Raw genomic sequence first — 25,220 nt, forward strand, 5'->3', positions numbered from 1 at the left:
GTTCTTCAATGAATTTATTACTTTTGATGTTCACGATTGCAGGTCTATTATAATGATGATATCTGCGATGTAAAGGTTGCGTGAGAAGCTCAATTTTCACCGGCAAAATTTAATTTGATAAAAAATGCGTACACATTTTATAGCAATAGGCGGCAGCGCCATGCACAATCTGGCACTGGCCCTTCATGATAAAGGATATAAGATAACCGGCAGCGACGATGCTATTTTTGAACCATCCCGCACCCGTCTTGAAAAGAAAGGATTACTGCCTGTTGAGATGGGCTGGTTCCCTGAGAAGATTACTGCCGATATTGAAGCAGTAATTTTAGGAATGCACGCTAAAGCAGATAATCCGGAATTGCTAAAAGCGCAGGAATTGGGACTAAAGATCTACTCTTATCCTGAGTTTTTGTACGAACAGTCTAAAAACAAAACACGTGTTGTGATAGGAGGGTCGCATGGTAAAACAACCATTACCAGTATGATCCTGCATGTTATGCATTACAATAACATCGCTGTAGATTATATGGTGGGTGCACAGCTGGAAGGTTTTGATACTATGGTACATCTTACTGAAGAGAATGATTTTATCGTTCTTGAAGGCGATGAATACCTGTCTTCACCGATGGACCGCCGACCGAAATTCCACCTGTACCAGCCAAACATAGCACTGATAAGCGGTATTGCCTGGGACCACATCAATGTGTTTCCAACCTACGAAAATTATGTAGAGCAGTTTGAGATCTTTATTGATAAGATAACCAATGGAGGCATTTTAGTGTACAATGAAGATGATGCTGAAGTAAAACGTGTTGCCGAAGCAGCAACAAACCCAATCCGTAAGCTGCCATATCAAACACCAAATTATACAGTTCAAAACGGAGTAACATTGTTAGAAACTCCCGAAGGACCAATGCCTATAGAAGTATTTGGAGCACATAACCTTAATAATCTTGCCGGTGCCAAGTGGATTTGTCAGAATATGGGCGTAGATGAAGCCGATTTCTATGAAGCTATTGCAAGCTTTAAAGGGGCAAGTAAACGTCTTGAAAAGATTGCAGAAAATGGAAAAAATGTAGCTTATAAAGATTTTGCACATTCGCCAAGTAAAGTAGCTGCAACAACAAAAGCTGTTAAAGAACAATATCCTGATAAAACACTTATTGCCTGTTTGGAACTACATACTTATAGCAGCCTTAATGCTGAATTTTTAAAAGAGTATGAAGGCGCTTTAGATCATGCTGATGTTGCTGTAGTATTCTACTCACCTGATGCTGTTAAAATTAAGCAATTGGAAGAAGTAAGCTATGAGCAGATTGCCAAAGCATTTAATCGTGAGGATCTAATTATCTATACCAATCCTGCGGCATTTAAAGAATACCTGTTTCATTTAAAATATGATACCGAAGGTGTTGCACTTTTATTAATGAGTTCGGGTAATTATGGCGGACTTAATTTTGATGAAGTAAAAACACTGATCTAAATACATAGTAACAGTTTTTAAAACATACTAAATCCTATTATTCCACAAGCAATATGCAAAAAGTGGAATAATAGGATTTTTATTTTCAGGTGTTTTGCCTTTCAAATATTTAATTATTCTTTACAATAATATTGTAAGTTTTGCAGTACAATATTGTTTGCTTCATGTAGTTTTTAGTTTACAAACAAATTAAAAATATAATGAAAAAAATTGTTGCTTTTTTGGCCATTGGAGCCATGCTTGTGTCATGTTCAAACGATGATGATAATCAAAAAGAAGAATTCTTTAATCTCGCAGAAGGTAATTTTTGGGTTTACAAAATATATTCTGTTTCTCCGGGATATGAAGATGGTTTTTTTACTAACATGATCGATACTGTTAAGGTAGTAGAGCAACGGGTTGTGAATGGTGAAAAATATTATAGAATTACGCATTCTAATAGGTTGAATGGAATGCAAGATGATTTTTTAAAGGTGAATGAAAAGGGACATTTGGTAAATCATAATAAATTGGTATTGCATCCAGGCAAGGATAAAAAATATCAATATACAAAGGTGTCTGATTATGGGTATGGATATATAGATTATCAATTGGGTAAAGTAGAAGATATGACTATAGAAAATAAAAATTATATGGTCTATCCTTATATCTGTGATTTAACGGGTGCTAATTACTCGTTACAGGGGGAAGCTGTTTCTTCTTTTTATCAAAAAGGATTGGGGTTTGTAGTGAAACGTTATAATTATTCGGATGATACAAGATATTCTGAAGACCGTTTGGTGTATTATCAGGTAAAATAAGAAAAGGTGCTTAAAGCACCTTTTCTTATTTTTTATATCGGTAATGCCCGGTTAGTTTATACTTAAAGAGACAGTCTTCCATAACCTGTCCGTTACCTACATTATGAACAATAAGGAAACGATTCCCTACCAGCGTTTTTTTGTTCACTACAATGCCAATGTGAGGTAGCTTATCGTTGATCATCCAAGTAACTATATCTCCCGGCCTGTAATCGTTAGCATTTTCGGTTACAGCTTTTACTTCGCCATGTCGCGTAAAAAATGTTTGCAGGTTAGGTACACGCCTATGGTCTATATTGGTATCGGTCGATTTTAATCCCCATGTTTTTGGATATTTTGCAAAGTTCTTACTCATATCTGTATGTACTTCTTTTTGCAGGTCGATACCTAATTTTCTGTAGGCCCGTATCACAACATCTGTACACACACCTTTTCCTTTAGGAACATCACCATTGGGATAAGCAATTTTGTAATACGTAGGATCATACTCTATTTTGTTATCGATCAGTGCAATTGCAGCATCAGATAACTTTTGATAAAAATCGGGAGTAGTAATAGCTGCATTGATGCTCAGGAATAAAAACAATAGATAATGTTTCATAGTTATAGGCGCTTTATTACAAAACGTAATACAAGCAATAATTAGTGTAGTATAAATGATTTGATTTTATTGGATGGCATTATACTTGTGTGTTTTAAGTGCTTTTTATCGGATTAAGCCTATTCTTTTTATACTTAATATTTAAATCACAGAATTTAAATTAAGTATAAAAGCATTAAAAATAATATTTTGTTAAAACGATTATTTTCTAGATTAAAGTATTGTTTTTCAGGTGTTTGTTCTCGTTTTTCGCTTTTTAAATTACCGAATATGGAAACACTACTATTAGTTTTCGGATTTTTTTTTGTTAAGATTTGTTTTGTGGAAAACTATTTCTGTTTGCTGTATAAAATACTGCTGTTAGTTTAGGTACTACCAATTTTTACAAATAATTTACTTTTAATGAATGTTTAGTTTCGCAGCCTAATCATGGATTTTTAAAGACAGTGTTAGTCTAGTAATTTGAAGAGTATATGGTAAAAGAGAGTAGGAAGTAATTAAACTGAATATTACGTTTACTAGAGTGCTAAGAAATAGTTGTTTAAAATTATAATTATGTCACAAACATAAAGAAGATAGTTTTTTAGTTAAGAACCCTGTGTTGGCTTTATTGCTGATGCAGGTTTTTTTGTTTTCAGGTTATTTTAAACAAGTGTTCGGAAATAAATCATTCAAGATTATATTGCTAATTAAAATTTAGATGTAAATTTTGTCTAAATTCGTTTTATTACTGTACTTATTATGGAAGAAAACACCGGTACATTCTCGATAAAATACTGGGCAGAAGACGATCAGCCTCGTGAAAAATTAATGCTTAAAGGTAAATCGGCACTTAGTGATGCAGAGCTTATCGCTATTCTTATAGGCTCTGGCAGCCGTAATGAAAGTGCTGTGGAGCTTAGTAAACGTATACTTGCCAGTGTAGATAACAACCTAAATGCATTAGGTAAGCAGTCATTGCAGCAATTAATGTGTTTTAAGGGAATAGGAGAAGCTAAAGCGATAACTATTGGAGCAGCAATGGAACTGGGACGCAGACGCCGTGATGAAGAAGGGATAGATCTAAAGAAAATAACATCGAGCCGTGCAGTTTTCGAGATTATGCAGCCTATAATAGGCGAATTGCCACATGAAGAGTTTTGGATATTATATCTTAATAATTCGAATAAAGTGACCTATAAAGCCCAGCTTAGTAAGGGTGGAATAACAGGAACTATTGTAGATGTTCGATTGGTCTTTAAATTAGCACTAGAACAAAATGCTACGGGAATTATATTGGTACATAACCATCCTTCAGGAACACTACAAGCGAGTGAGCCTGATAAACAAATAACAAGGCAGCTTAAAGCCGCAGGGCAAAGCCTTAGCATTAATGTCCTGGATCATGTTATTGTTACAGAGAAAGATTATTTCAGTTTTGCTGACGCTGGCATATTGTAATTTTTAAAATAATTGAAATGGACAACGAAATACTTCAGGATAAAAATTGGTTGAGGCGCAACCGGAAATGGATTGCAGCTGTGGTAATATTGTTTGCAGTAATTGGAGCATTCTTTGTAACGGGTTCAGGTAGTAAAGCAGCAGGGTTTGCAAAGGCTTATGTAGATACCCCGCTTTATGAAAACGCAGTAAAAAAATCGAATAAAAATAAAGAAGTGCTTTCGGTTTTGGGTAAACTCGAGCCTGTAAATGAAATGGCAATTTTAGAAAGCAATGTGGAATATGGAGAAGACAACACATCCGTAAATCTATCGGTTAGGGTTCAGGGTAATAAAGGTAAAGGCAAAATGGATGTTACTGCTGTTAAAAAAGGTAAAGGCTGGGAATACAAAAAAATTAAAATAAGGATAAAACAACTAAAACAGGAAATTGTGGTTTTGCAATAATCAGGTTTGAAATAATAGAAAATAATAACGGGTGAACTTTTGGTTCACCCGTTGTCAATTTATGCATTCGCTATGAAGGGCGATTTTTGTATGTAATGATTATCAGATAGTTGATTAATAAGAAATAGGGCTAGAGCTGTACTGCTTATTATATCACCGGGACAGTCTTCCATGTTAACTTGTATTTCGCATTCTGCATCAGTCTGCTCAATCATGGGTAATCTTATAAGAGTCCAGTCAATGGTGCTTTTTGTTAGTATCGAATATTCCAGTTGTTTGTCCTGAGTAGTTAAAGGATAATTGGTATACATCCAATCTGTGGCAAATTTAGTTTTAGGGCTTTTGTTGTCAAACGGAGTGTCAACATTAAGTCCTGTTATTACAATATACCTTTTAATGTTGCGTTGCTCCATGGCACGCAGGATATTAGTTGTAGCTGTACTAAAAATGTTCTTCTCACTTGCGGGAATACCTAGTCCCAAGGTGCTGATTAGGGCGTCGCAGCCTTCGATCAGGTCCAATATTGTAGTGTAATCGGCAGCATTGCCCTGAACAATTTCTACAAGCGGGTTATCGATAGTAAAATTTTCAGGATTTCTAACAAGGGCTTTAAGCTGAAAGCCCTGACTTATTAATTGTTTAATAAGATATTTACCAGACTTGCCGGTACCGCCTATAACGGCAATTTTTATATTTGATTTCATTTTTTTCTTTATAAAATTTAGATAATACTATTGTAGTCCATTTGCTTAAGGCAAATAGAAACTATCAAGCCTTTTGGGTAGGCCACATAGTTATATACGTATATTTTATAAAGAGATTCTAATACTGTAAATGTAAATATTTATTTGCAATAGGCAATCAAATATTGGCAAATTAGGGTTTTATAAATCACATCAATTTCGCTAACTTGCAAGGCATATAAATATCCTGCATGATAAGTACAAAAAACATACACTTTTCTTATGGAAAAGGCACCGATTTTCGGTTTCCTGATATCACCACTACTTCAGGCGAAAGCCTGCTTATAACTGGGGGTTCGGGTAAAGGGAAAACTACACTGCTTCACCTTTTAGGAGGGTTACAGCGCCCACAGTCTGGTGAGATCATTATAGAAGATACAAACATTGCTACTCTGTCTGAAAAAAAGCTGGATCATTTTAGAGGTAGAAACATAGGTTTGGTGTTGCAGCAATCTTATTTTGTGGCATCGCTTAATGTACTTGAAAATGTAGTGTTGGCATCATGGCTGGCAACAGGTAAACACGCTTCAGAAAAGGCAAAACAGCTTTTAGAACAATTGGACCTGAAAGATCATTTACACAAACTGCCTTCACAGCTTAGTATTGGTCAGCAGCAAAGGGTATCTATAGCCCGTGCACTTATCAATGAGCCTAAACTTTTATTGGCAGACGAACCTACTTCAAGCCTTGATGACGACAATGCTTTTAAAGTGGCGGATATGCTGGATCATTTAGCAAAACAATATGGTACAGCACTGGTAATAGTGACACATGACCAAAGACTGAAAGACCGTTTTCCTAACCAAATCTCTTTATAATGATCACTAAAATAGCCTGGAAAAATATTTGGTTCAAACCGCTTAATACTGCTTTGAGTATCATTTTGCTTACGGCGAGTGTGGCCATCATTACACTGCTTATACTATTGCAGGAACAATTTGAAAAGAAATTCAACGATAATATCGATGGGGTAGACATGGTGCTGGGAGCTCAGGGCAGTCCGCTGCAGCTAATACTTTCATCGGTATATCAGGTCGATGCCCCTACGGGTAATATTGATTACACCGAAGCGAAAAAATGGATGCACCATCCGTTTGTTAAAACAGCCATTCCTTTGGCTTTTGGAGATAATTACAGAGGATTCAGGATTGTGGGTACCACTCCGGATTACCTTGCTAAATACAATGCTGAAGTTAAGAATGGAAAGATTTTTACAAAGAACTTCGAAGTCGTTATTGGTAGTGCTATTGCCGATAAAATGGGACTTAAAGTAGGCGATAAGTTTTTTGGTTCTCATGGTGATGCTGCCGAAGGCGAACTGCACGATCATCAGGCATACACCGTTACAGGTATTGCTTCTCCCACAGGAAAAGTGATCGATAATCTAATACTGTCTAATATACAAAGTGTATGGGCAATGCACGACCACGAACCTGCACAGGGTGAAGAGCATGATCATGACCACGGAGCTGCTGCTGATGCACATCATCATGAAGATGGACATAACCACGATCATGATGCTCATGCACACGAAGAAGGTGATGCACACAGCCATGAAGCTGTTGCTCCAGTGAATGAAGAAGGAAAAGAAATCACCGCCGTATTATTACAATTTAGGAATAAGAATGCCATTTTTATGTGGCCAAGAATCATTGCTCAAAACACTAAAATGCAGGCAGCTCTTCCGGGAATAGAGATAAACAGGTTGTTTAGTTTATTTGGGATAGGGCTTGAAGCATTACAGTATCTGGCTTATGGAATTATGCTAATATCTGGCATCAGTATATTCATAGCTCTTTTCAATACTTTAAAGGAAAGAAAATACGAATTTGCCTTGTTGCGCGTTAATGGAGCAAGCCGTTTACAATTATTATCGTTAGTGCTTATAGAAAGCCTGCTTTTATGCATAACGGGGTTCATTTTTGGAACGATTGTTGGTAGAATTGCGCTGGGCTTTATATCTGGCTCATCCGAAGATGAATTTAAAATGTCTTTCAATCCCTTTGAGTTTGTTTGGGAAAAAGAAGGATATTTATTTCTGCTCACTATCTTTGTAGGGATTTTGGCAGCGGTTATACCGGCTGTGAAAGCCTATAGTTTAAATATTTCAAAAACACTTGCAAATGCGTAAGACTTATTTCTTTATTGCCCTATTGCTATCAGGATTTATTTTCATGTCCCTTGATGCTCCGTCTACAGGTATGGCTCATCAAAAATCGGGAGGCGAAGCAACATATATTACAGTTAATGATACTTTATCGTGGAAACTGTTAGGACAGATAAAATACATTAAGAAAGCAAGTACCGATTATCCTGAAGGGGTAATGTACCCGGTTATCAATACAACGCTTAAAGCCAAAAATAAAAAGCCTATCACTATGAGTGGTTTTATTATCCCTATCGATAATAAAAACTACGCTTTAAGTAAAAATGTTTTTGCATCTTGTTTCTTCTGCGGTCAGGCAGGCCCTGAAACCATTATGGGTATTAAATTTAAAAACCCGGGAATGAAATTAAAGACAGATCAGTATGTAACTATTCAGGGTACTTTCAGGTACAATGATAATGATGTAGACGACTGGATCTATCACGTAGACAATGCCGTTATAACGAAAGGAAATTAATGAAGATTCACAATAAAAAAGCTGTGTTTTTTGATCTTGATCACACGCTGTGGGATTTCGAGAAAAACTCTGCACTTGCTTTTGAAGAAATATTACAAAAATACAATGTAGGTGTGGGGCATGCTCAGTTTAACGAGTTGTATTCACCTATAAATGCCAAATATTGGAAACAATACCGCGATGGCGAAATTACTCAAATGCAGCTACGCTATGGCAGGCTAAAAGATTCATTTAATCTCTTAGGTTATGAAATAGACGATGAAAAACTTCACTTGGTATCCGAAGAATATATAAGGCTGCTGCCAATAAACAACCATTTATTTGATGGTGCTGTAGAGGTTTTAGAATATCTTAAATCCAGATACACACTTCACATCATTACAAATGGGCCTGATGTCGTTCAGGAACTTAAACTTAAAAATGCTAACATCGGGCATTATTTTACCACAATAACAAATTCTGAAAAGGCAGGCCATAAAAAGCCACATGCCGGAATTTTTGAATATGCCCTTAAAGCTGCTAATGCCGACAAAGAAACCAGTATTATGATTGGTGACTGTATCGAAGCGGATGTTCAGGGGGCTTTAGATTACGGAATTGATGCCATATATTTTAATGAGCATAAGCTGGAGGCACATCCATCAATCACACAGGTAAACCATTTACTTGATTTAAAAAAAATGTTATAAAGAAAATTATGAAAAAGACACTATTATTTTTCGCATTACTTTTTTCGGGTATAGGTTTTGCACAAAGTTTAAACGATTATAAATATGTAATTGTTCCTGAAAGATTTGAATTTCTTAAGGAAGCAAACAAGTACAATCTGAATTCATTGACAAAAATGATATTTTCGAAACCGGGTTTTGAAACTTACTTTTCGACAGATAAAATGCCTGATGAATTAGCATTAGACAAGTGTAAAGCTTTATATGCTGATTTGCTGAATGAATCGGGAATACTTACTACAGGAGTTGTACTTGTATTAAAAGATTGTGATGGCAGAGTCGTTTTTAAATCGATGAAAGGTTCAAGTAAAGAGAAGAGTTATCAAAAAGCTTATCATGAGTCATTAAGAGAGGCTTCCGCTTCTGTTAATTTAATAAATTATAAATATTCGGGTAAAGAAATAGTCTCTAGCTGGACTAAAACACCGGCTAAAAATGTACCTGCAGCACAGCAGGCAGCAACGCCAATTACAGTAAATAATGAAAATGTATTATTTGCGCAGCCAATTACTAATGGCTATCAATTGGTAGACAGTACACCAAAAGTGATTTTAAAGATATTTAAAACTTCACAGCAGGATTCATACACAGCAGTATCAGATTCTAAAAATGGTGTAGTATTTAAAAGAGGTAACGATTGGATTTTTGAATATTACCAGAACGATAAATTGATTTCAGAAAAATTGAACATCAAATTTTAATACTAAGGATCTTAATTTTAAGAGCCTTTTTTAATATCCATATTTTTTCCAGCGGTTCTTTAAGAATTCACGGGTTGAGTTTTCTCTTGAATTGTTTCCAGGATCATAAAAAGCAGTGTTAGTAATTTCATCTGGCAGGAATTCCTGTTCGGCAAAATTATTAGCATAGTCATGAGAATATTTGTATTCATCACCATATCCTAATTCTTTCATTAGTTTAGTTGGAGCATTTCGCAAATGTAAAGGCACTGGCAGGTCTCCTGTTTGTTTAACCACTTGCTGTGCTTTGCCTATAGCCATATAGCTGGCATTACTTTTAGGCGATGTAGCAAGATAGATGGCGCACTGGCTTAATACTATTCTTGACTCAGGATAACCAATAGTAGCTACTGCCTGGAATGTATTGTTTGCCATGATAAGTGCAGTAGGATTGGCATTGCCAATGTCTTCAGATGCTAATATCAGCATTCGGCGTGCTATAAATTTAAGATCTTCGCCACCTTCTATCATCCGTGCCAGCCAGTATACAGCACCATTGGGGTCACTGCCACGCATCGATTTTATAAAAGCCGAAATAATGTCATAATGCTGCTCACCGGTTTTATCATAAAGAACAGTGTTCTTTTGGGCAAGCTGCATTACCCTGTCATTTGTTATTTCGATAGTATCACCTTCAGAGGCATTTACAACCAATTCGAAAACATTCAGTAACTTTCTTCCATCACCGCCCGAAAGTCTTAGTAAAGCTTCGGTTTCTTTTAGATTGATGTTTTTAGATTTAAGCATATCGTCCGTTTCCATGGCACGGTGCAGTAAAGCTTCCAGGTCTTCTTTAGAAAACGGATTCAGTACATATACCTGACAACGGGACAGTAATGCGGGAATCACTTCAAAACTTGGATTCTCTGTAGTTGCACCAATAAGAGTTACCCAGCCTTTTTCTACTGCAGCTAGTAAAGAATCCTGTTGTGACTTACTGAAACGGTGGATCTCATCTATAAAAAGAATAGGATTTTTTGCAGTGAACAAACCGCCGCTTTGTTTGGCCTTATCAATTACATCACGCACCTCCTTAACCCCCGAATTAATAGCACTCAAAATATAGAAAGGTCGTTTAGATTCCTGCGCCATAATTTGAGCAAGGGTAGTTTTTCCTGTGCCTGGCGGACCCCATAAAATCAATGATGGGATGATACCGCGTGCTATCTGATGGGTTAATGAACCGTTTGGTCCAACAAGATGCTGCTGGCTTATATATTCAGATAATTGCTGTGGTCGTATGCGTTCTGCTAATGGTGCTTCCATAGGGTAAAATTACATATTTCCTCATTTACTACCATAGCTATTAATATAACTTTTATATTTGAGAATATGTTTACTCTAAATTTTGATGATGAATAAATTCGTGTTACTCGGGTTGTTTTTTTGTACGGTATCTCATGCCCAAATTTTTAAGGATTTTACTTTAAAAGAGAATACAGCAATGAATGGGAGGAAAGAAAAATTCACGCATTTAAATGATGTCACGGTTTATGACTTAGAGTACCATTCTTTTGATGACACATTTGTAAAGGGTTTTTTGATAACACCAAAGGATAATAGTAAAAAGTATCCGGTATTGATTTTTAACAGGGGTGGTAATGGGCATTATGGTATGGTGACAGAACCCTACATCGTTCGGTTTTTAAGTAAAATTGCAGCACAGGGTTATATTGTAATAGGGTCACAATTACGTGGTTCGGAAGGTTCTGAAGGAGAAGATGAATGGGGTGGAAAAGATATTGATGATGTGCTTTTCCTGTTTAAAATTATTGACGAACTTAAAATTGCCGATACTTCCAGAATTGCTCAAATGGGATGGAGCAGAGGTGGAGTTACTAATTTTCATTTGCTTAAAAAAACAAATAGAATAAAGGCAGCCATTAACATTGCAGGTCCTGCTGATTTACTTTCTACACACCGTAAAGAGATGTTTAAGGTATACCAGCATAGGATAAAAGGCTATGCAAAAGATTCTATAGCTGCTTCACATCGCGTGTCGCCAATCTATCAGTTGGATTCAATTAAAAATAAAAAAGTATCGTTGTTATTTTTACATGGTGATAAAGATACCAGCGTGCATATAAAGAATAGTGAGCTGCTTAAAGCAAAGGCAAAACAAATAGGGATACAAAGTGACATGATCACGTATAAGGGTGGAGATCATGGCTTGATGAGCCAAATTGATATAGTTGTCGATGATGTAATAGGCTGGCTTAAAAGAGTACTATGATATTTTTAATTGCTGTCAAATTGACTTTGTATAATTTTAATTTTAGTGGTTTTCTGACAAAACTGCAGATAAATTTTTATGGACAAATTTTTGAGTTCATCTGGATATGAAAAACGACCAACTGGATAACCAATTTAAATTTACACCTTCAGTAGTGGCTTGGCCATTATATTTTGTGCTACTATTGTGGGTAGTATACTGGATAGAAGTAAAATATAATATATACCTTAACGACTATGGTATATTGCCAAGAACCTTATCAGGTCTTCGCGGCATAGTACTAAGTCCATTTCTTCATGGAAGCTTAGAACATTTGTATAATAACTCAATTCCTTTATTTGTACTTATTGCTGCATTGCGGTATTTTTATAGAAAGCAGGCATTGCAGGTAATTGTATATGGAGTACTGCTGTCGGGTTTTATAACATGGCTGATAGGGCGTGAGTCGTACCACATTGGAGCAAGCGGACTTATTTATGTATTAGTAAGCTTTATGTTTTTTAAAGGAATACAAACAGGCTATTATAGATTAGTCGCTTTATCGCTTACTATTATAGTGCTGTATGGCGGAATGATATGGTATGTTTTTCCGGATGTGGAACAGGGTATTTCCTGGGAAGGTCACTTGGGAGGATTAATTAGCGGACTCTTATTCTCTAAAATATATAGTACACCCGAATATGAAAAGCAAATTGTTTACGACTGGCAGCGTCCTGATTTCGATCCGGAAAGTGATGCTTTCATGAAACGCTTTGATGAAAACGGAGTATTTGTAAATCCACCGCCGCCGGAACCAGAACCGGATGAATATATAAATATAGAGCCTGAAGCAGAAATGTTTCCGTCCAGGCCCATTGTAAGGTATGTCTATACGTATGTTGAAAAACCTAAAGAAGATACTCCCGAAGAAGAATCAAATAATCAAATTGTTCAATAATAGATAAATCTATTAGCTTCTTTGTCTTACCGTTTCATAAAGGAAAGCACCACAGGCTACCGATACGTTAAGCGAAGCGATTGTACCGAACATAGGTAGTTTTGCTTTGTCGTCTACAATTTTTAGTACAGATGGATTAATCCCTCTGTCTTCAGATCCCATAATAATAGCCAATGGCTCATTAAGGGAAATGTCATAAATGGTGTTTTCTGTTTTCTCGGTTGCGGCAACGGTTTTAATACCTGAACCCTGTAAATGGAAAATAGCATCTTTAATATGTTCTACTTTACAGATAGGCACATTAAATACTGCTCCCGCAGATGTTTTTACCGTATCTCCGTTAACAGCTGCAGAACCTTGTTTTTGAACGATAATACCATCTACTCCTGTACATTCTGCAGTACGGATGATAGCACCAAAGTTACGAGCGTCAGAGATCTGGTCAAGAATTAAAAACAAAGGCATCTTGCCACTTTCCATTACCGTTTCTATAAGTGTTTCCAGATTATGGAACTTAATAGGAGCAATAGTTGCAACAGCACCCTGGTGGTTATTAGGTGTTAAACGATTTAATTTTTCTACGGGAACGTAGCTAAAATTAACGTTATTAGCCTTCATGGCCTTCATTAGGTCCTTCATTAAATCCCCAAGGGCATCCTTCTGAATAAATACCTTATCTATCTCTTTTCCTGCGTGTATAGCTTCTATTATAGCCCTGATACCGAAAATTAGGTGTTCTTTTTCCATGGGGCAAAGATAGGATATAGATTTCAGATTTCAGTTTTTAGATTTCAGATTGTTTTGAAAACCGTTTAAGATTAGGTAACATCAAATGTTAATATTGGTCAGGTACTTTAACCCTATCATAAACATGATGTAATTCCTTCCTGGTTTAAGCGCGATACTTTTGTGCCAAGTTTTTAACCAAATTTTCTAATACATCATGAAAAGAATTTACTTACTACTACTCTTTTTTGCCGGGTTCATTGCACAGGCCCAAACACTTTTCCCTTATCTGCAGGCGCCTTCCAGTACTTCTATTTATGTAAACTGGAAGACCGAAAGCAATCCGGAATCGATTGTGCAATTTGGAAACAGCCCAGCCGCGCTTACTACCACGGTTAACGGCACCAACCAGATTTTTACCGATACAGGTTATGCAGGTAATTATTTTTACCATACGGTAAAGATCGAGGGACTTACAGCAAATACGAAATACTATTATCGTATTAAAACAGGATCACTAACATCAGATGTGTATTCGTTTAAAACCCTACCATTACCTGGGCAGGCAGCTACAGCCGATGGACATCTACGTTTTTTAGTATTAGGAGATAACCAAATGAGAAACGAGCCGCGTTTTGATACATTGGTTGCATCTGCTAAAAGAAAGATCGCTCAAAAATGGGGAATAGCTGCAGATCCTGCAGATAATATCGCACTGACCGTAATGGTAGGTGATCAGGTAGATGTGGGTACATTAGATCATTATGAAAATGTACATTTTAAAAAGAACAAAGCCCTTTCAGGTTATTTACCAATACAAACATTGGTAGGAAACCATGAAACCTATGGTACATTGGCTATGCAGGCTTACTATGACCACTACATCCTTGACGGAATGTCATACAAAGGGATAACATCAGGGACAGAGAATTATTATGCAAATCAGGTAGGTAATACATTATTTATCGCAACAGATACAGAGCATACCAGTATTCAGCAGTTAAGCTGGGTTCAGCAGGTAGTAAGCGCTGCAAATAATGACAATACTGTAGACTGGATCATCTCTTTAGGCCACAGGCCATACCAGGCAGAACAATATGTGGGTGATATTTCACCGTGGATCCGTAATTCGGTAATGCCAATATTGGTAACTTCTCCTAAACACATTTTGCATATTGGTGCTCACCATCATTTGTATCATAGAGGCCAGTTAAAAAACACACCTACTTATCAAATTATTTCTGGTGGTGTTGCCTGGGATCAATATTGGGGTATGGCAGTTGAGCAGGATTTTGAAGATGTTCAGAAAACAATATCAAACTGGATCTACCAAATTATAGATATCGATGTAACCAATGGTACTTTTGATGTTGAAGCTTATTCTATAGGTAGTGTTTACGAATGGAAGGATAATGAATTGATGGATGAGTTTCACCGTTACAAAGGACTGGCAAGTCCGGCAAAACCATCGATCACGAATGAGCTTAATGGAGCTGATGTAGAATTGCCATTAACATTAGAAAGTTCTGCTTACGCTACAACAACAAATCAGTTGCTTAACTCTACCCAGTTTATGATAGGTAAAACAGCAAGTTTTGATATTATAGAAAAAGATGTATACAGGGATTACGAAAACCTGTTTGGTAAATCAGGTACCAGAGTAGATATATCTACAGACGTTAATGCGGGTGTAGATATCACTAAACTTACATTAGCAGAAAATGAAATACCAAACGGACAGTATTTTGTAAAAACCCGCCAAAGAGACCGTAACCTTAACTGGTCAGAGTGGAGCGAAGTAAAATCATTTAATGTTATTAATAGTGGTTTTGCTAATACCTTAATTCAGCTTGATACAATTGCTTATCTTCCTAATACGCCAATCCATGTTTCATTTACCGATGGTCCTGGTAATGCAAACGATTGGATCGCATTATATAAAAGCGACCAGACACCGGGAAGTTCAAGTCCATCACAGTTATGGAACTATGTAAATGGAGAAACAAGCGGAAATGTAACTTTTGCAGGATTACCGGGAATAGGAATGTATTATGCTGCATTTCTTGAAAATGATGGTTATACAGAACTTGCTGAAAGAAAAGAATTTTACGTTGGCCCGTTTGTTACACTGGCTTCAGATAAAGAAGTGTACGAAGAAGGAAATGCAGTAACGATAAGTTTCTTAAACAGTCCGCATTTAGAAAAAGACTGGATAGGTATTTATAAAGTAGGGCAGGTGCCGGGTTCTGTGGCTTCAATTAAATGGGACTATGTAACCACAGCCGATGGCAGCTTTACCTTTACAGGCCTTCCTAAAGGATACTACTATGCAGAGTACCTATTGCAGGACGGTTATAAAACCGTTGGTAACAAAGTATTTTTTCAGGTAGGTACACAAATTACACAGCTTGCCATTAATAAAACCGTTTATAACTTAAATGAGAATATTATTGCTACCTGGACAGATGCTCCGGGTATAATAAAAGACTGGTTGGGTATTTACCATGCCGGAGACGATCCAAACAGTGATGAGCTGGTAAGCTATACTTATTTTGATGGTCAGCCTGAAGGCACCACACCGGTACAGGGAGATAAATTGCCTGTAACGCCTGGAGACTACTTCATAGTTATGTTTACAAACGATTCATATAATGAAGTATCTAATAGAATATCATTTGTGGTAGATGGCGGTTTAGGAATAAACGAACTTTCATCACAGAGCGGAGTTCAGGTTTATCCTAATCCGGTTAAAAAAGGGGAGAGAACGTACATCAAATCTAAGTATCCAATCGATCAAATAGATATGTTTGATATGACAGGGAATTTATTCTATTCTTCAAAGAATATTAATGATTATAATTTTTCGCTTATCAACCAAAGTTTACCTACAGGAGTGTATGTACTAAAAATACATTCTAACAAGGTATATACTGTAAAAGTAATTGTAGATTAAATAGTGTAATAGTTTTTTTGTTAAGAGAGGCTGTCTAAATTTTAGGCAGCCTTTTTAATTATAAAAGTTTAATAAAAAATAACCCCCAGCTACTTTTGTAGGTGGGGGTTAAGTATTAAAGATATTTCTCTTTAGTTAATTTTTAGTGTATACAGAATCACCAAAATCGCCATATTCATTTTCCCAATGTATGGTAAGTGTACCGTCATCATTAACCATCCCGGATAATGTAACAGACTCTGTAAAAGGACCTTTATATGAAGCACTCAATACTCCACAAACATCTTTAATAGTTGCTATAGAATGATCTGGAGTAATTCCATACATGTCATACCATAATAGGTAAAGCCCTCCATATGCATCAGACATCTCATAGCTTCCTGCTCCTTTGTCAGTAAGTGTTACTGTGAAAGGATAATCGGTTATTGGATTTTCGTCAGGTGTTGGTCCTGCATCTGTAGATTCACCGCTAGTTATTACGCTGTAAGTTCCGGCTAAATCAGAAGGACAAGCGACTAGATACGACTGAGCCACACTATAAATAGGAGAGTTGGCAATATCCTGACCATAGTTTTGTGATCCATCATCATTATGAAGTTTTAATAACGTACCGTTTGCTAAAGTAAGATCAGCAGTTATTATTAACTCATCGCCCAGTTCAAAATCGGTGTCATCTGTTAATACAGTAAACTTATCTATCAACTGTTGTTTTGTTAATGTCATACTCGTTGGGAAAGTAGTAACATTACTAGCCAATACTATTTTTTCAGCACTACCATCTCCTTTAATGTAGAATGCTACAAGGTCAAGGGATGATATCTTTCCTTGTGCCATTTCGATAGAAAAGCCAATAGTTATATTTTCTCCATCCTGTATTTTTACAAGATTAAGTATTAGATCATCTGTTTCCGATTTTACAATATTTGGAACTGCGCCGACTTCCAGATTGATCTTAGAATCTCCTCCGTCATCATCACAGGATAGCATCATGGCTACTGTAAATAATGAGACTAATATTAGTTTTATTTTTTTCATGACTTATTTTTTTAATTATCCCAAAATATAGTGTAGGTTGCTGGGTTTTTTTGAGCCGGTGCACTTGAGTTTGCATTTAGCTCGCTTTGTGGCCAGAATAGAGACACTTGGAATGGATTATTCAAAACGGTTTGCGAATCTACAAGCGGCCATGCATCAGCATTGTTAAGCTGATATTCTGGTGAAGGTCCGTTTGGATTTGCCGGCACAGGATATCCTGTTCTTCTGTAATCTGTATATTGATCCATCGAATCACCAAAAGTCGCAACCCATTTTTGAGTCATAAGGATTTCCAATTTTTTTGCGGGACTTGCAGCATTATATTCTGTCATTACATTTGCTATAAATGTTGTTACAGCTGTAGATCCTGTAAGAGCTGGTACATTTTGAGATGTAAGTGTTTCAACTACTACTTTATCAACTTTTGCAAAACTTGCCAACATTGCTTCTTCAAGTTTAGCTCCTGCATCCCCTGATATTGTAGTGGCTAACATCAGTTCAGCCTGAATATATAAAAATTCGTCATAGGTTAACATTCTGTGCGGTGCAATACCTGTTCCGCTAGTAATACCCGCTACACCACCGTTACCATCGTCGTAACGTCCGCCGCAAGGAAATATCCCTGGATAGGTATATGAATTCTCTGCGCTGGAGTCTCTCCATGGGCCGGTACTTCCAAAACGAATACTAAAGAACCCTGTTGATTTATCCCAATAATCTGCTTTTGGGTTTCCTGTTCCGGGGTCTCCCTGATCAGGAGGGAATTGTCCTGGAGTTAGCTGATTATAGAAATAATAAGGAATTCGAGGATCTACATTTCCCGTGTGGATATTAGGATTCATTCCTTTTAAAATTTCATAAAACCATGGGCTCATGTAAGTCGAGAATTGAGTACCACCATAAGATTCTACAAAAAACTTATTCCTTTCTTCGGATGGAGAAGTGTTTTTTGTTCCTTTAAATTCAAAATCATCAGCGTTGGACTGGAAAAAATTATTTTCTGCAATCAATGCGTTAAAATCTGTGGCATTAAATAAAGCTGTAGTTCGGATCTGGTTGTATAACTTTAATTTAAAAGTATTAGCAAATCGTATCCATTTATCCATATTTCCGCCATAGAAAAGATCATTACTGCCAGGTAAAAGCCCCTTATCTGAAGCCATGTTTGCCTTTGCTGTATCGATAAGGTCAAGAATAGCAGCATAAACTTCCTGCTGATTGTCAAATTTAGGACTGATAATTCCCTGTGAAAGCTTTGTCGCATCTGTGAATGGAACATCCCCCCACATGTCTACAGCAAAAGCCATTAAGTAGGCTTTCTCCATTTGGGCTATGCCTACATATACTAAATCTTCTGTTTCAGTTCCCTGTTTAATGATGGTCTCAATATCAGCCAGGGTAAGGTAGACGTTATCCCACTCATTTTTTAGTATTATGTTGTCAACCTTAGTTCCATACTGATCCTGTTCTTCACGGGCACACATTTGGTGGGTATACACCATTATTATGTCGCCGGTATAAAATCTAAAATCATTTACATTTCCTACAGCTACCTGTGTATTGGTTAGCATCATTGGAAGTGCGGCTACCGTTGGATTATCTGTGTCGGTATTTACATCAAGATAATCGTCGCACCCCACAAGGAACATCACACTTAAAAGTAAGGCAATGCTATATTTATTATTTTTGAGTATTTTCATTTTCTTAGTTTTTTAGAAAGATATATTAAGTCTAAAACCGTATCTTCTTGATGTTGGTGCTGCCGAACTTTCGATGCCCTGAAGTACACCATTACCGTAGCTTGTTACTTCCGGGTCAAAATTGGTGTATTTCGGTACATTTGGCGCAAAATACCAAAGGTTGTTACCTACAAAAGAAAGGCTCATACGACCAAAAGGAGTTTTATCTAACCATTTTGTTGGTAAGTCATAAGTAAGGCTTAGCTCTCTAAGTCTGTAAACCGTACCATCATAAACTCTGGCCTGGTCAACACTGTTAATACCAAAGGTATTACCACCAGCAGGCGAGAAATAAAGTTCGTTTGTGCTTAATTGAGTAGTGTTTGGAATTTTATTTCCATTATTATCAAGTATAGGAGTACCATCATTATTTCCATAAAAACCTGGTATAATATGTGTACGTTCTCTATCTTCGGTATCTTTTGTTACACCACGTCCCAGTAATGCTTCAATTGTAGATGATGATATATCACCCCCTTCTTTCCAGTCAATCTGAGCTCTTAAGGTTAGGCCTTTGTAGCTAAAGGTATTTATGAAGTTCATTTTAAAGTCAGGGTTTGGATCACCAATAATACCTAATTTAGGATCTTGGATTATACCACCACCTGCTTGATTAATTAGATAATTACCCTCATCGTCTTTAGCGAATTTTGTTCCATAAAACACTCCAAAAGGTTGTCCCGGAATGGCATAAGCGACCTCTTGTGGGTCAAGTTGTATTCTGTCAAGACCTTCTGTTAGTTTTGTAACTTCGTTTTTGTTTTTGGTGAAATTGGTAGTCCATGTCCATTTAAAGCTATCGGTTTGTATTGGAACCAATGTTAATCCGATCTCAAAGCCTTTATTGGTCATTGTTGCTCCATTGTCATTGTAGAACTGATAACCACTTGAAGTCGCTACTGTGACAGGTAAGATCAGGTTGTAAGCTTCTTTATTGTAATATGTAAAGTCAACAACAATTCTTCGGTTAAAGAATTCAAGATCTGTACCTATTTCAAATTCTTTTGCAAACTCCGGTTCTAAATTAGTGTTAGCATAAGTAGTAGGGTTACCCATAGTTGGCTGCCCATTAAATGAATTACCTAAGATGTAAGGATTGTTTATAAATTCTGCATCTGCATCACGACCCACTTTAGCATAACTAGTTCTTAATTTTGCAAAAGTCAACACTTTACTATCCATTTTAAGAGCTTCAGTCAAAATGAATGAAAGGCTTCCCGATGGGTAAAAATAAGATCTGTTATTTTTATTTAAAGATGATGTCCAGTCATTTCTGGCTGTACCATTAAGGAATAAGAATTCTTTATAAGATAAAGTTACGTCTGCAAATGCAGCAACGTTTCTTTTTCGGTCGTAATCATCTATAAGGTTTGATACAGTATTTGCATTTCGCATTGTAAATATATCAGGTACTTTAAATTCCCTTCCATAGTATCCAATACGGTTATTGGTGCTTTGAAAAACGTTGTTACCTAAAATAGCTGCAAAACCAATATCATCAGTTAATTTATAGTCAAAATTGACAAGCAATGTCGATTCTATAGTTTCATTACTAAAATCATCTGTTGTAAGTGAACCTACTCCTGTATCCGCTCTTGAACCAATATCACGGATCTGGTTTCTGTTAAGGTCATATCTATTTATACCTAAACGGTAAGAGGCAGAAATGTTTTCATTAAATGAGTATGCAAGATTTATACCTGTAACAATTCTCCTGGTTCTTGTAAGGATTTGATCATGTTTAAGTGACCATAGTGGGTGGTCATAACCTGAATTTGGTATTACAGAAAACCCAGTTTCAGGATCTTCGTAAGGAAGGCTGAAATCCCAGTTTCTTGCTAAAAATAAAGATCTTGCAAAAGCTGAAGAGGCGCCATCATACTGAACCTCACCAAAAAAACCACCTACCTGATTGGTTGTAGAATAACTCATATTACCACCTATTGTCAGGCCGTTTTGTAACTTGAAATTACCACCTGTAGATATTGATGTCCTGTCGTAAGTGTTATATGGTATATATCCATTTTGGTTAAGGTCTGATATTGTAAGGTTAAAACTTCCATCTTCACCAGAATAACCAAGGTTTAGGGAATTTTCCATCACAACTCCTGTACGGAAAAGGTTTTTTACGTTATTTGGTTTAGCAACATAGGGTACCGTAGGGCCAAATTGATTAGGGAAAGCATTTAACAGATTAGGCCATGTTGGTATAGTTTCTCTGGAATCAAAACGTGGTCCCCATGAGCCATTTGAATTACCGTACTGAAAATTATTACCGGCGCCATAAGTATTTTGATATTCAGGTAAATTTGCGATATTGTCAAAATAAGTACCGTTGCTATACTGAACACTAAGTTTTTTTGAAACATTAGTTGACGGAGAACCGGATTTGGTTGTTATAACTATAACACCATTCATTGCTCTGGAACCATAAAGTGCTGATGCTGCAGTACTTTTAAGTACGTTGATAGATGCAATATTGTTCGGGTCCAAAGTTGATAGCGCATTTTCATATCCGCCACCGCCTTCTACCATGTTAGAAGTCGTTACCTGATTATTGCTATATACAACACCATCTACAACTATAAGTGGTTGAGTATTACCAGTAAGGCTGGATATACCTCTTATCGTGATCTGGTTAGAAGCACCAGCTACACCTGTTGAAACGTTTACGTTAACTCCAGGTACTTTACCGTTAAGTGAACGGATAAGATCTGGTTCAGAGTTTTCAGTAACGTCGGCGCTTTTAACGCTGCTTACAGAGTATCCCAGATCTTTAGGGTTTCTCTTAATACCAAAAGCAGTTACCACAACACCTTCCAGTTGTGTGGCTTCATCAGAAAGACTAATGTTTAAAGTAGATGATATGGCCGGCATTTCCCGGGTCTTCATACCAATGTAACTAAAAACCAATACATCTGTGGGGGCTGCCTGAATATTGAATTTTCCATCAATATCGGTTTGCGTTCCATTAGTTGTTCCCTTTACGACAACATTAACACCTGGAATTGGAAAACCGCCATCATCCTTAACAGTACCGGATACTGTTCTTTGCTGTGCAAACGAAATTTGCATCATTAACGCGGTGAGCAGCGTTAATAAAACACGGAGCTTTGTTTTCATTTAAATAGATTTGAGTTAGTATCCCAAATTTCTGATGAAGTATTCTATAAAACAAGTATTTTATGATAAAATTTAGAATATTTGTAATATTTTATATTTTAATGTAAGAATAAGTGTTAAAAGTTTGTTTTAAAGCTTATGTGCACAATTGAGTTAGATAGTTTGATTTGCTGGTCTTTTGTGCTCCCGTTTGCGTAGATAATGTTAAAAAGACCGGTTTTTGTGAAGAGTCCAAATCCAAATCCAAGACCAAGAAGGTTGTTTTTAGTATTGGAGGTGTCATCCTGAAAGTAACCATAATCGGTAATAGTGTGAATATACATGTTAGAAGATAGTACGTAGCGGTACTCTGCCATTAACGCCGTGAGTAGATTTGCCTGCAGGCTATTTTCGTTAAATCCTCTAATAGAGTTTATACCGCCAAACCGGTATAGCTCATTTATTATATAGGTACGGCTATTAAGGTAGTAGGATTGGGTTTTTAGGTTTATAATATTCCGTTTATTGAGGTAGAGGTTGTGTGAGAAGTTTAGCTGTGCAAAATACTGATCTGTCTTGCCTGTTTTTGCATCACGTTTACCAATACCGCCTTTCAGGAATAAAGATGTTTTTTCCGGAAACATAAAATCATCTAAGTTGTAGTTAACGAATTCATAGGTTGAAGTCCAGAATGAATTGGAGAAGTCGCTTAATGTATTGCTGTTTAAATTTTGAATATCTACCGATTGTGATTGCTGGTAGCCCAGGAAAAGTTTTGAATTATAACTAAAGTAGTAACCAACATTTAAGTCGGTAATTGTATTTTGGAAAGTACTATCCTGTTTAAATATTCTAAGGCTGGCTTTTAACCCAATGGCGCTTCTAAAAATATAGGGAAGTTCAAGCGAAGTGTTAAAAGTGGTTTGTTTATTTCCGTCGCTTTTCCAGAAGAGGTTAAATTTCTCTCCGGTATTTAGTACGTTGTTTAAGAGTAAGTCTAAATAGCCGTTAAAAACAACATTACTTTTATCATCATTAGAAAAGCCTATGAATCCGTCAAAGGTATTGGGTTTGGATTTTTCAAGATATACATACACTTTAGTGGTGTCTTGTTTAAATAGTATTTCCGGATAGCGCACCTGGCTTATAAAGCGAATAGCATTAAAGTCCTTGTAAACGCGTTGAAGGTTTTGTTGGTTGAATACTTTTCCTTTGTATTGCTTTGCAATATTTTTTCGAATGCCTTCAGGAAATTTTTTGTATCCTTCAATTACAATGTCGTCTAGGGTTCGTTTCTTTTCTGTTTTTATTTTTAAGGTTGCTTTAAGTGTAGCATTGTGTGTAGAATATTCGATAAGCTGCATAGAACTTAAAGAATAGCCTTTGCGTTCAAGAGCAGCAACGCCGGTTGTCATGAAAGGCTCTACATCCGACAGGGGGAGTGTTATGGTGTCTTTTGTAATGTTGAGCAGGTTTTTGACTTCCGAAGTAATCCGGCCTGTATATATATGTATAGTCTTTGTTTGAGGACCTATTGAGAATTTATATACAAAAGTACTGTCGTTAGTTTTAATGTTAGCTAGCTCTTTGTTTTCAAGATATCCTATCTTTAATAAAGCAGTAGAGAGTAAGGAGGTCTCATTTATAATGGATTTTGCATTCTCATGTATCTTTTTGTAGGATAGTGAATCTATAATTTTAGTTTCCACACCGTTGTTGCCTTCAATTTTTAGGTGAAGATTTTGTGTTTTAGCAGAAAAACTAATAAGGGATAAAATGAATATGATGAGAAGTCTTTTCAACGGAAAATTGTTAGCTGTAAAAATAACGTAAAAAATGCAAAAAAAATATAAATAGCTATTCCGATGGACAATGCATTTGAAAATTAATGTTTTATGGTTTGTTATATTAAATATTATTTCTACATTTGCAACCCCGTAAAAAGCGGGACATTATATACATAAGAAATTTTTAATAATCATTATGCCAACAATTCAACAATTAGTAAGAACAGGGAGAGCCCAGATAACTAAGAAGAGTAAATCGGCTGCTTTAGATTCTTGTCCTCAAAGAAGAGGGGTTTGTACACGTGTTTATACTACAACGCCAAAGAAACCAAACTCTGCAATGCGTAAAGTTGCAAGGGTTCGTTTAACTAATGGTAATGAAGTAAATGCTTACATACCAGGAGAAGGACACAATCTACAAGAGCACTCGATAGTATTAGTTAGAGGCGGAAGGGTAAAAGATTTACCAGGTGTTAGGTATCACATTGTGCGTGGAGCGCTAGACACTGCTGGTGTTAGCGGAAGAGCACAAAGGAGATCTAAGTACGGTGCTAAACGCCCTAAAGACAAAAAGTAATTTTAAAAAACTTTTAAAGTAAAGACATGAGAAAAAGACAGGCCAAAAAAAGACCTCTTTTACCAGATCCAAGATTTAATGATCAATTAGTAACACGTTTTGTAAACAACTTAATGTGGGATGGTAAAAAATCAACAGCTTTTAAAGTATTTTATGATGCAATCGATATCGTAGAAGCTAAAAAGCAAGATGCTGAAAAATCATCATTGGAAATTTGGAAAGACGCTTTAACTAACGTTATGCCTCACGTGGAAGTAAGAAGCCGCAGAGTAGGTGGTGCTACATTCCAGATCCCGATGCAGATCAGACCAGACAGAAAAATCTCCATGGCAATGAAATGGATGATTCTTTATGCAAGAAGAAGAAATGAGAAATCTATGGCTCAGAGATTAGCTTCTGAAGTTTTAGCTGCGGCTAAAGAAGAAGGTGCTGCTGTTAAAAAGAGAATGGATACTCATAAAATGGCAGAAGCTAATAAAGCATTCTCTCACTTTAGATTTTAATTCATAAAGAAAGAAACATTTTA

The 25,220-nt window shown here is 36.5% G+C and carries 22 protein-coding genes; 14 read left to right on the top strand and 8 right to left on the bottom strand.

The features are described from left to right. The first annotated feature begins 124 nt into the window (after positions 1-124). Both EPI11_RS03485 and EPI11_RS03490 read left to right on the top strand, forming a co-directional pair. A complete protein-coding gene (locus tag EPI11_RS03485) occupies positions 125-1,483 on the top strand; it encodes a UDP-N-acetylmuramate--L-alanine ligase (protein ID WP_128388570.1) in 1,359 nt (452 codons plus the stop codon). Positions 1,484-1,683: 200 nt separating this feature from the next. Beyond that, positions 1,684-2,283: a hypothetical protein gene (locus EPI11_RS03490; RefSeq protein WP_128388571.1), complete on the top strand. Its 600-nt coding sequence runs from the start codon at positions 1,684-1,686 to the stop codon at positions 2,281-2,283. A 25-nt stretch (positions 2,284-2,308) separates the two neighbouring features. Here the strand turns inward: EPI11_RS03490 and EPI11_RS03495 are convergent, their stop codons facing one another. Then, complete coding sequence (locus EPI11_RS03495; protein WP_128388572.1) at positions 2,309-2,884, bottom strand: DUF1287 domain-containing protein; 576 nt, start codon at positions 2,882-2,884, stop codon at positions 2,309-2,311. 741 nt (positions 2,885-3,625) lie between these two features. Between EPI11_RS03495 and radC the strand changes: the two genes are divergently transcribed. Then, positions 3,626-4,324, top strand: a complete 699-nt coding sequence (gene radC / locus EPI11_RS03500) for a RadC family protein (RefSeq protein ID WP_128388573.1) — start codon at positions 3,626-3,628, stop codon at positions 4,322-4,324. 17 nt (positions 4,325-4,341) lie between these two features. Further along, positions 4,342-4,770 carry a cytochrome c oxidase assembly factor Coa1 family protein gene (locus EPI11_RS03505; protein ID WP_128388574.1) on the top strand — a complete coding sequence of 143 codons (429 nt, stop codon included), beginning with the start codon at positions 4,342-4,344 and terminating at the stop codon, positions 4,768-4,770. A gap of 59 nt (positions 4,771-4,829) precedes the next feature. On the opposite strand, the gene EPI11_RS03510 is transcribed toward EPI11_RS03505, so the two are convergent. Next, complete coding sequence (locus EPI11_RS03510) at positions 4,830-5,474, bottom strand: NAD(P)-dependent oxidoreductase (RefSeq protein ID WP_128388575.1); 645 nt, start codon at positions 5,472-5,474, stop codon at positions 4,830-4,832. 230 nt (positions 5,475-5,704) lie between these two features. On the opposite strand from EPI11_RS03510, the gene EPI11_RS03515 reads away from it, so the two are divergent. From EPI11_RS03515 to EPI11_RS03535, 5 genes are read left to right on the top strand one after another with little or no spacing between them, the layout of a single operon-like run. Next, positions 5,705-6,331 carry an ABC transporter ATP-binding protein gene (locus EPI11_RS03515; protein WP_128388576.1) on the top strand — a complete coding sequence of 209 codons (627 nt, stop codon included), beginning with the start codon at positions 5,705-5,707 and terminating at the stop codon, positions 6,329-6,331. Beyond that, a complete protein-coding gene (locus tag EPI11_RS03520) occupies positions 6,331-7,644 on the top strand; it encodes an ABC transporter permease (RefSeq protein ID WP_128388577.1) in 1,314 nt (437 codons plus the stop codon). Before EPI11_RS03515 ends, EPI11_RS03520 begins: the two co-directional genes overlap by 1 nt. After that, positions 7,637-8,137 (top strand): hypothetical protein, encoded by a 501-nt coding sequence (locus tag EPI11_RS03525; protein WP_128388578.1) that lies wholly within the window; start codon positions 7,637-7,639, stop codon positions 8,135-8,137. Before EPI11_RS03520 ends, EPI11_RS03525 begins: the two co-directional genes overlap by 8 nt. Further along, positions 8,137-8,826 carry a YjjG family noncanonical pyrimidine nucleotidase gene (locus EPI11_RS03530; protein WP_128388579.1) on the top strand — a complete coding sequence of 230 codons (690 nt, stop codon included), beginning with the start codon at positions 8,137-8,139 and terminating at the stop codon, positions 8,824-8,826. The genes EPI11_RS03525 and EPI11_RS03530 overlap by 1 nt, the downstream gene beginning before the upstream one ends. Positions 8,827-8,834: 8 nt before the next feature. After that, positions 8,835-9,566, top strand: a complete 732-nt coding sequence (locus EPI11_RS03535) for a hypothetical protein (RefSeq protein ID WP_128388580.1) — start codon at positions 8,835-8,837, stop codon at positions 9,564-9,566. 30 nt (positions 9,567-9,596) lie between these two features. Here the strand turns inward: EPI11_RS03535 and EPI11_RS03540 are convergent, their stop codons facing one another. Further along, positions 9,597-10,871, bottom strand: a complete 1,275-nt coding sequence (locus EPI11_RS03540) for a replication-associated recombination protein A (RefSeq protein ID WP_128388581.1) — start codon at positions 10,869-10,871, stop codon at positions 9,597-9,599. 178 nt (positions 10,872-11,049) lie between these two features. On the opposite strand from EPI11_RS03540, the gene EPI11_RS03545 reads away from it, so the two are divergent. Together EPI11_RS03545 and EPI11_RS03550 are read left to right on the top strand one after the other, a co-directional pair. After that, positions 11,050-11,838, top strand: a complete 789-nt coding sequence (locus EPI11_RS03545; RefSeq protein WP_164879104.1) for an alpha/beta hydrolase family protein — start codon at positions 11,050-11,052, stop codon at positions 11,836-11,838. A 106-nt stretch (positions 11,839-11,944) separates the two neighbouring features. After that, a complete protein-coding gene (locus EPI11_RS03550) occupies positions 11,945-12,775 on the top strand; it encodes a rhomboid family intramembrane serine protease (RefSeq protein WP_128388583.1) in 831 nt (276 codons plus the stop codon). Between the two features lie 12 nt (positions 12,776-12,787). On the opposite strand, the gene rlmB is transcribed toward EPI11_RS03550, so the two are convergent. Further along, positions 12,788-13,522 (bottom strand): 23S rRNA (guanosine(2251)-2'-O)-methyltransferase RlmB, encoded by a 735-nt coding sequence (gene rlmB / locus EPI11_RS03555; RefSeq protein WP_128388584.1) that lies wholly within the window; start codon positions 13,520-13,522, stop codon positions 12,788-12,790. A gap of 196 nt (positions 13,523-13,718) precedes the next feature. On the opposite strand from rlmB, the gene EPI11_RS03560 reads away from it, so the two are divergent. Next, entirely contained in the window at positions 13,719-16,454 is a 2,736-nt protein-coding gene (locus EPI11_RS03560; protein ID WP_128388585.1) for a fibronectin type III domain-containing protein, read from the top strand. A 135-nt stretch (positions 16,455-16,589) separates the two neighbouring features. On the opposite strand, the gene EPI11_RS03565 is transcribed toward EPI11_RS03560, so the two are convergent. From EPI11_RS03565 to EPI11_RS03580, 4 genes are all read right to left on the bottom strand, one after another. Then, positions 16,590-17,489, bottom strand: a complete 900-nt coding sequence (locus tag EPI11_RS03565) for a hypothetical protein (RefSeq protein WP_128388586.1) — start codon at positions 17,487-17,489, stop codon at positions 16,590-16,592. 11 nt (positions 17,490-17,500) lie between these two features. Beyond that, positions 17,501-19,189: a SusD/RagB family nutrient-binding outer membrane lipoprotein gene (locus EPI11_RS03570; RefSeq protein ID WP_128388587.1), complete on the bottom strand. Its 1,689-nt coding sequence runs from the start codon at positions 19,187-19,189 to the stop codon at positions 17,501-17,503. Positions 19,190-19,201: 12 nt separating this feature from the next. Beyond that, a complete protein-coding gene (locus EPI11_RS03575) occupies positions 19,202-22,351 on the bottom strand; it encodes a SusC/RagA family TonB-linked outer membrane protein (RefSeq protein ID WP_128388588.1) in 3,150 nt (1,049 codons plus the stop codon). A gap of 116 nt (positions 22,352-22,467) precedes the next feature. Beyond that, complete coding sequence (locus tag EPI11_RS03580; RefSeq protein WP_241657575.1) at positions 22,468-24,132, bottom strand: BamA/TamA family outer membrane protein; 1,665 nt, start codon at positions 24,130-24,132, stop codon at positions 22,468-22,470. A gap of 181 nt (positions 24,133-24,313) precedes the next feature. Between EPI11_RS03580 and rpsL the strand changes: the two genes are divergently transcribed. Then, on the top strand, positions 24,314-24,694 hold the full coding sequence (gene rpsL, locus EPI11_RS03585; RefSeq protein ID WP_128388590.1) for a 30S ribosomal protein S12: 381 nt from the start codon (positions 24,314-24,316) through the stop codon (positions 24,692-24,694). A 26-nt stretch (positions 24,695-24,720) separates the two neighbouring features. Continuing rightward, complete coding sequence (rpsG, locus tag EPI11_RS03590) at positions 24,721-25,197, top strand: 30S ribosomal protein S7 (protein ID WP_026990836.1); 477 nt, start codon at positions 24,721-24,723, stop codon at positions 25,195-25,197. Positions 25,198-25,220: the final 23 nt, after the last annotated feature.

Origin of the sequence: Flavobacterium cerinum (assembly GCF_004028155.1) — a bacterium.
Taxonomy (GTDB): Bacteria; Bacteroidota; Bacteroidia; order Flavobacteriales; family Flavobacteriaceae; genus Flavobacterium; species Flavobacterium cerinum.

Excerpts from the sequence above, each read along its gene's own strand:
- EPI11_RS03520 (WP_128388577.1), top strand. The coding sequence starts at position 6,331 with ATGATCACTAAAATAGCCTGGAAAAATATTTGGTTCAAACCGCTTAAT.
- EPI11_RS03545 (WP_164879104.1), top strand. The coding sequence starts at position 11,050 with ATGAATGGGAGGAAAGAAAAATTCACGCATTTAAATGATGTCACGGTT.
- EPI11_RS03515 (WP_128388576.1), top strand. The coding sequence starts at position 5,705 with ATGATAAGTACAAAAAACATACACTTTTCTTATGGAAAAGGCACCGAT.
- EPI11_RS03525 (WP_128388578.1), top strand. The coding sequence starts at position 7,637 with ATGCGTAAGACTTATTTCTTTATTGCCCTATTGCTATCAGGATTTATT.
- rlmB (WP_128388584.1), bottom strand. The coding sequence starts at position 13,522 with ATGGAAAAAGAACACCTAATTTTCGGTATCAGGGCTATAATAGAAGCT.
- EPI11_RS03550 (WP_128388583.1), top strand. The coding sequence starts at position 11,945 with ATGAAAAACGACCAACTGGATAACCAATTTAAATTTACACCTTCAGTA.
- EPI11_RS03505 (WP_128388574.1), top strand. The coding sequence starts at position 4,342 with ATGGACAACGAAATACTTCAGGATAAAAATTGGTTGAGGCGCAACCGG.
- EPI11_RS03540 (WP_128388581.1), bottom strand. The coding sequence starts at position 10,871 with ATGGAAGCACCATTAGCAGAACGCATACGACCACAGCAATTATCTGAA.
- rpsG (WP_026990836.1), top strand. The coding sequence starts at position 24,721 with ATGAGAAAAAGACAGGCCAAAAAAAGACCTCTTTTACCAGATCCAAGA.
- EPI11_RS03535 (WP_128388580.1), top strand. The coding sequence starts at position 8,835 with ATGAAAAAGACACTATTATTTTTCGCATTACTTTTTTCGGGTATAGGT.
- EPI11_RS03560 (WP_128388585.1), top strand. The coding sequence starts at position 13,719 with ATGAAAAGAATTTACTTACTACTACTCTTTTTTGCCGGGTTCATTGCA.
- radC (WP_128388573.1), top strand. The coding sequence starts at position 3,626 with ATGGAAGAAAACACCGGTACATTCTCGATAAAATACTGGGCAGAAGAC.
- rpsL (WP_128388590.1), top strand. The coding sequence starts at position 24,314 with ATGCCAACAATTCAACAATTAGTAAGAACAGGGAGAGCCCAGATAACT.
- EPI11_RS03510 (WP_128388575.1), bottom strand. The coding sequence starts at position 5,474 with ATGAAATCAAATATAAAAATTGCCGTTATAGGCGGTACCGGCAAGTCT.
- EPI11_RS03575 (WP_128388588.1), bottom strand. The coding sequence starts at position 22,351 with ATGAAAACAAAGCTCCGTGTTTTATTAACGCTGCTCACCGCGTTAATG.
- EPI11_RS03485 (WP_128388570.1), top strand. The coding sequence starts at position 125 with ATGCGTACACATTTTATAGCAATAGGCGGCAGCGCCATGCACAATCTG.
- EPI11_RS03570 (WP_128388587.1), bottom strand. The coding sequence starts at position 19,189 with ATGAAAATACTCAAAAATAATAAATATAGCATTGCCTTACTTTTAAGT.
- EPI11_RS03530 (WP_128388579.1), top strand. The coding sequence starts at position 8,137 with ATGAAGATTCACAATAAAAAAGCTGTGTTTTTTGATCTTGATCACACG.
- EPI11_RS03565 (WP_128388586.1), bottom strand. The coding sequence starts at position 17,489 with ATGAAAAAAATAAAACTAATATTAGTCTCATTATTTACAGTAGCCATG.
- EPI11_RS03495 (WP_128388572.1), bottom strand. The coding sequence starts at position 2,884 with ATGAAACATTATCTATTGTTTTTATTCCTGAGCATCAATGCAGCTATT.
- EPI11_RS03490 (WP_128388571.1), top strand. The coding sequence starts at position 1,684 with ATGAAAAAAATTGTTGCTTTTTTGGCCATTGGAGCCATGCTTGTGTCA.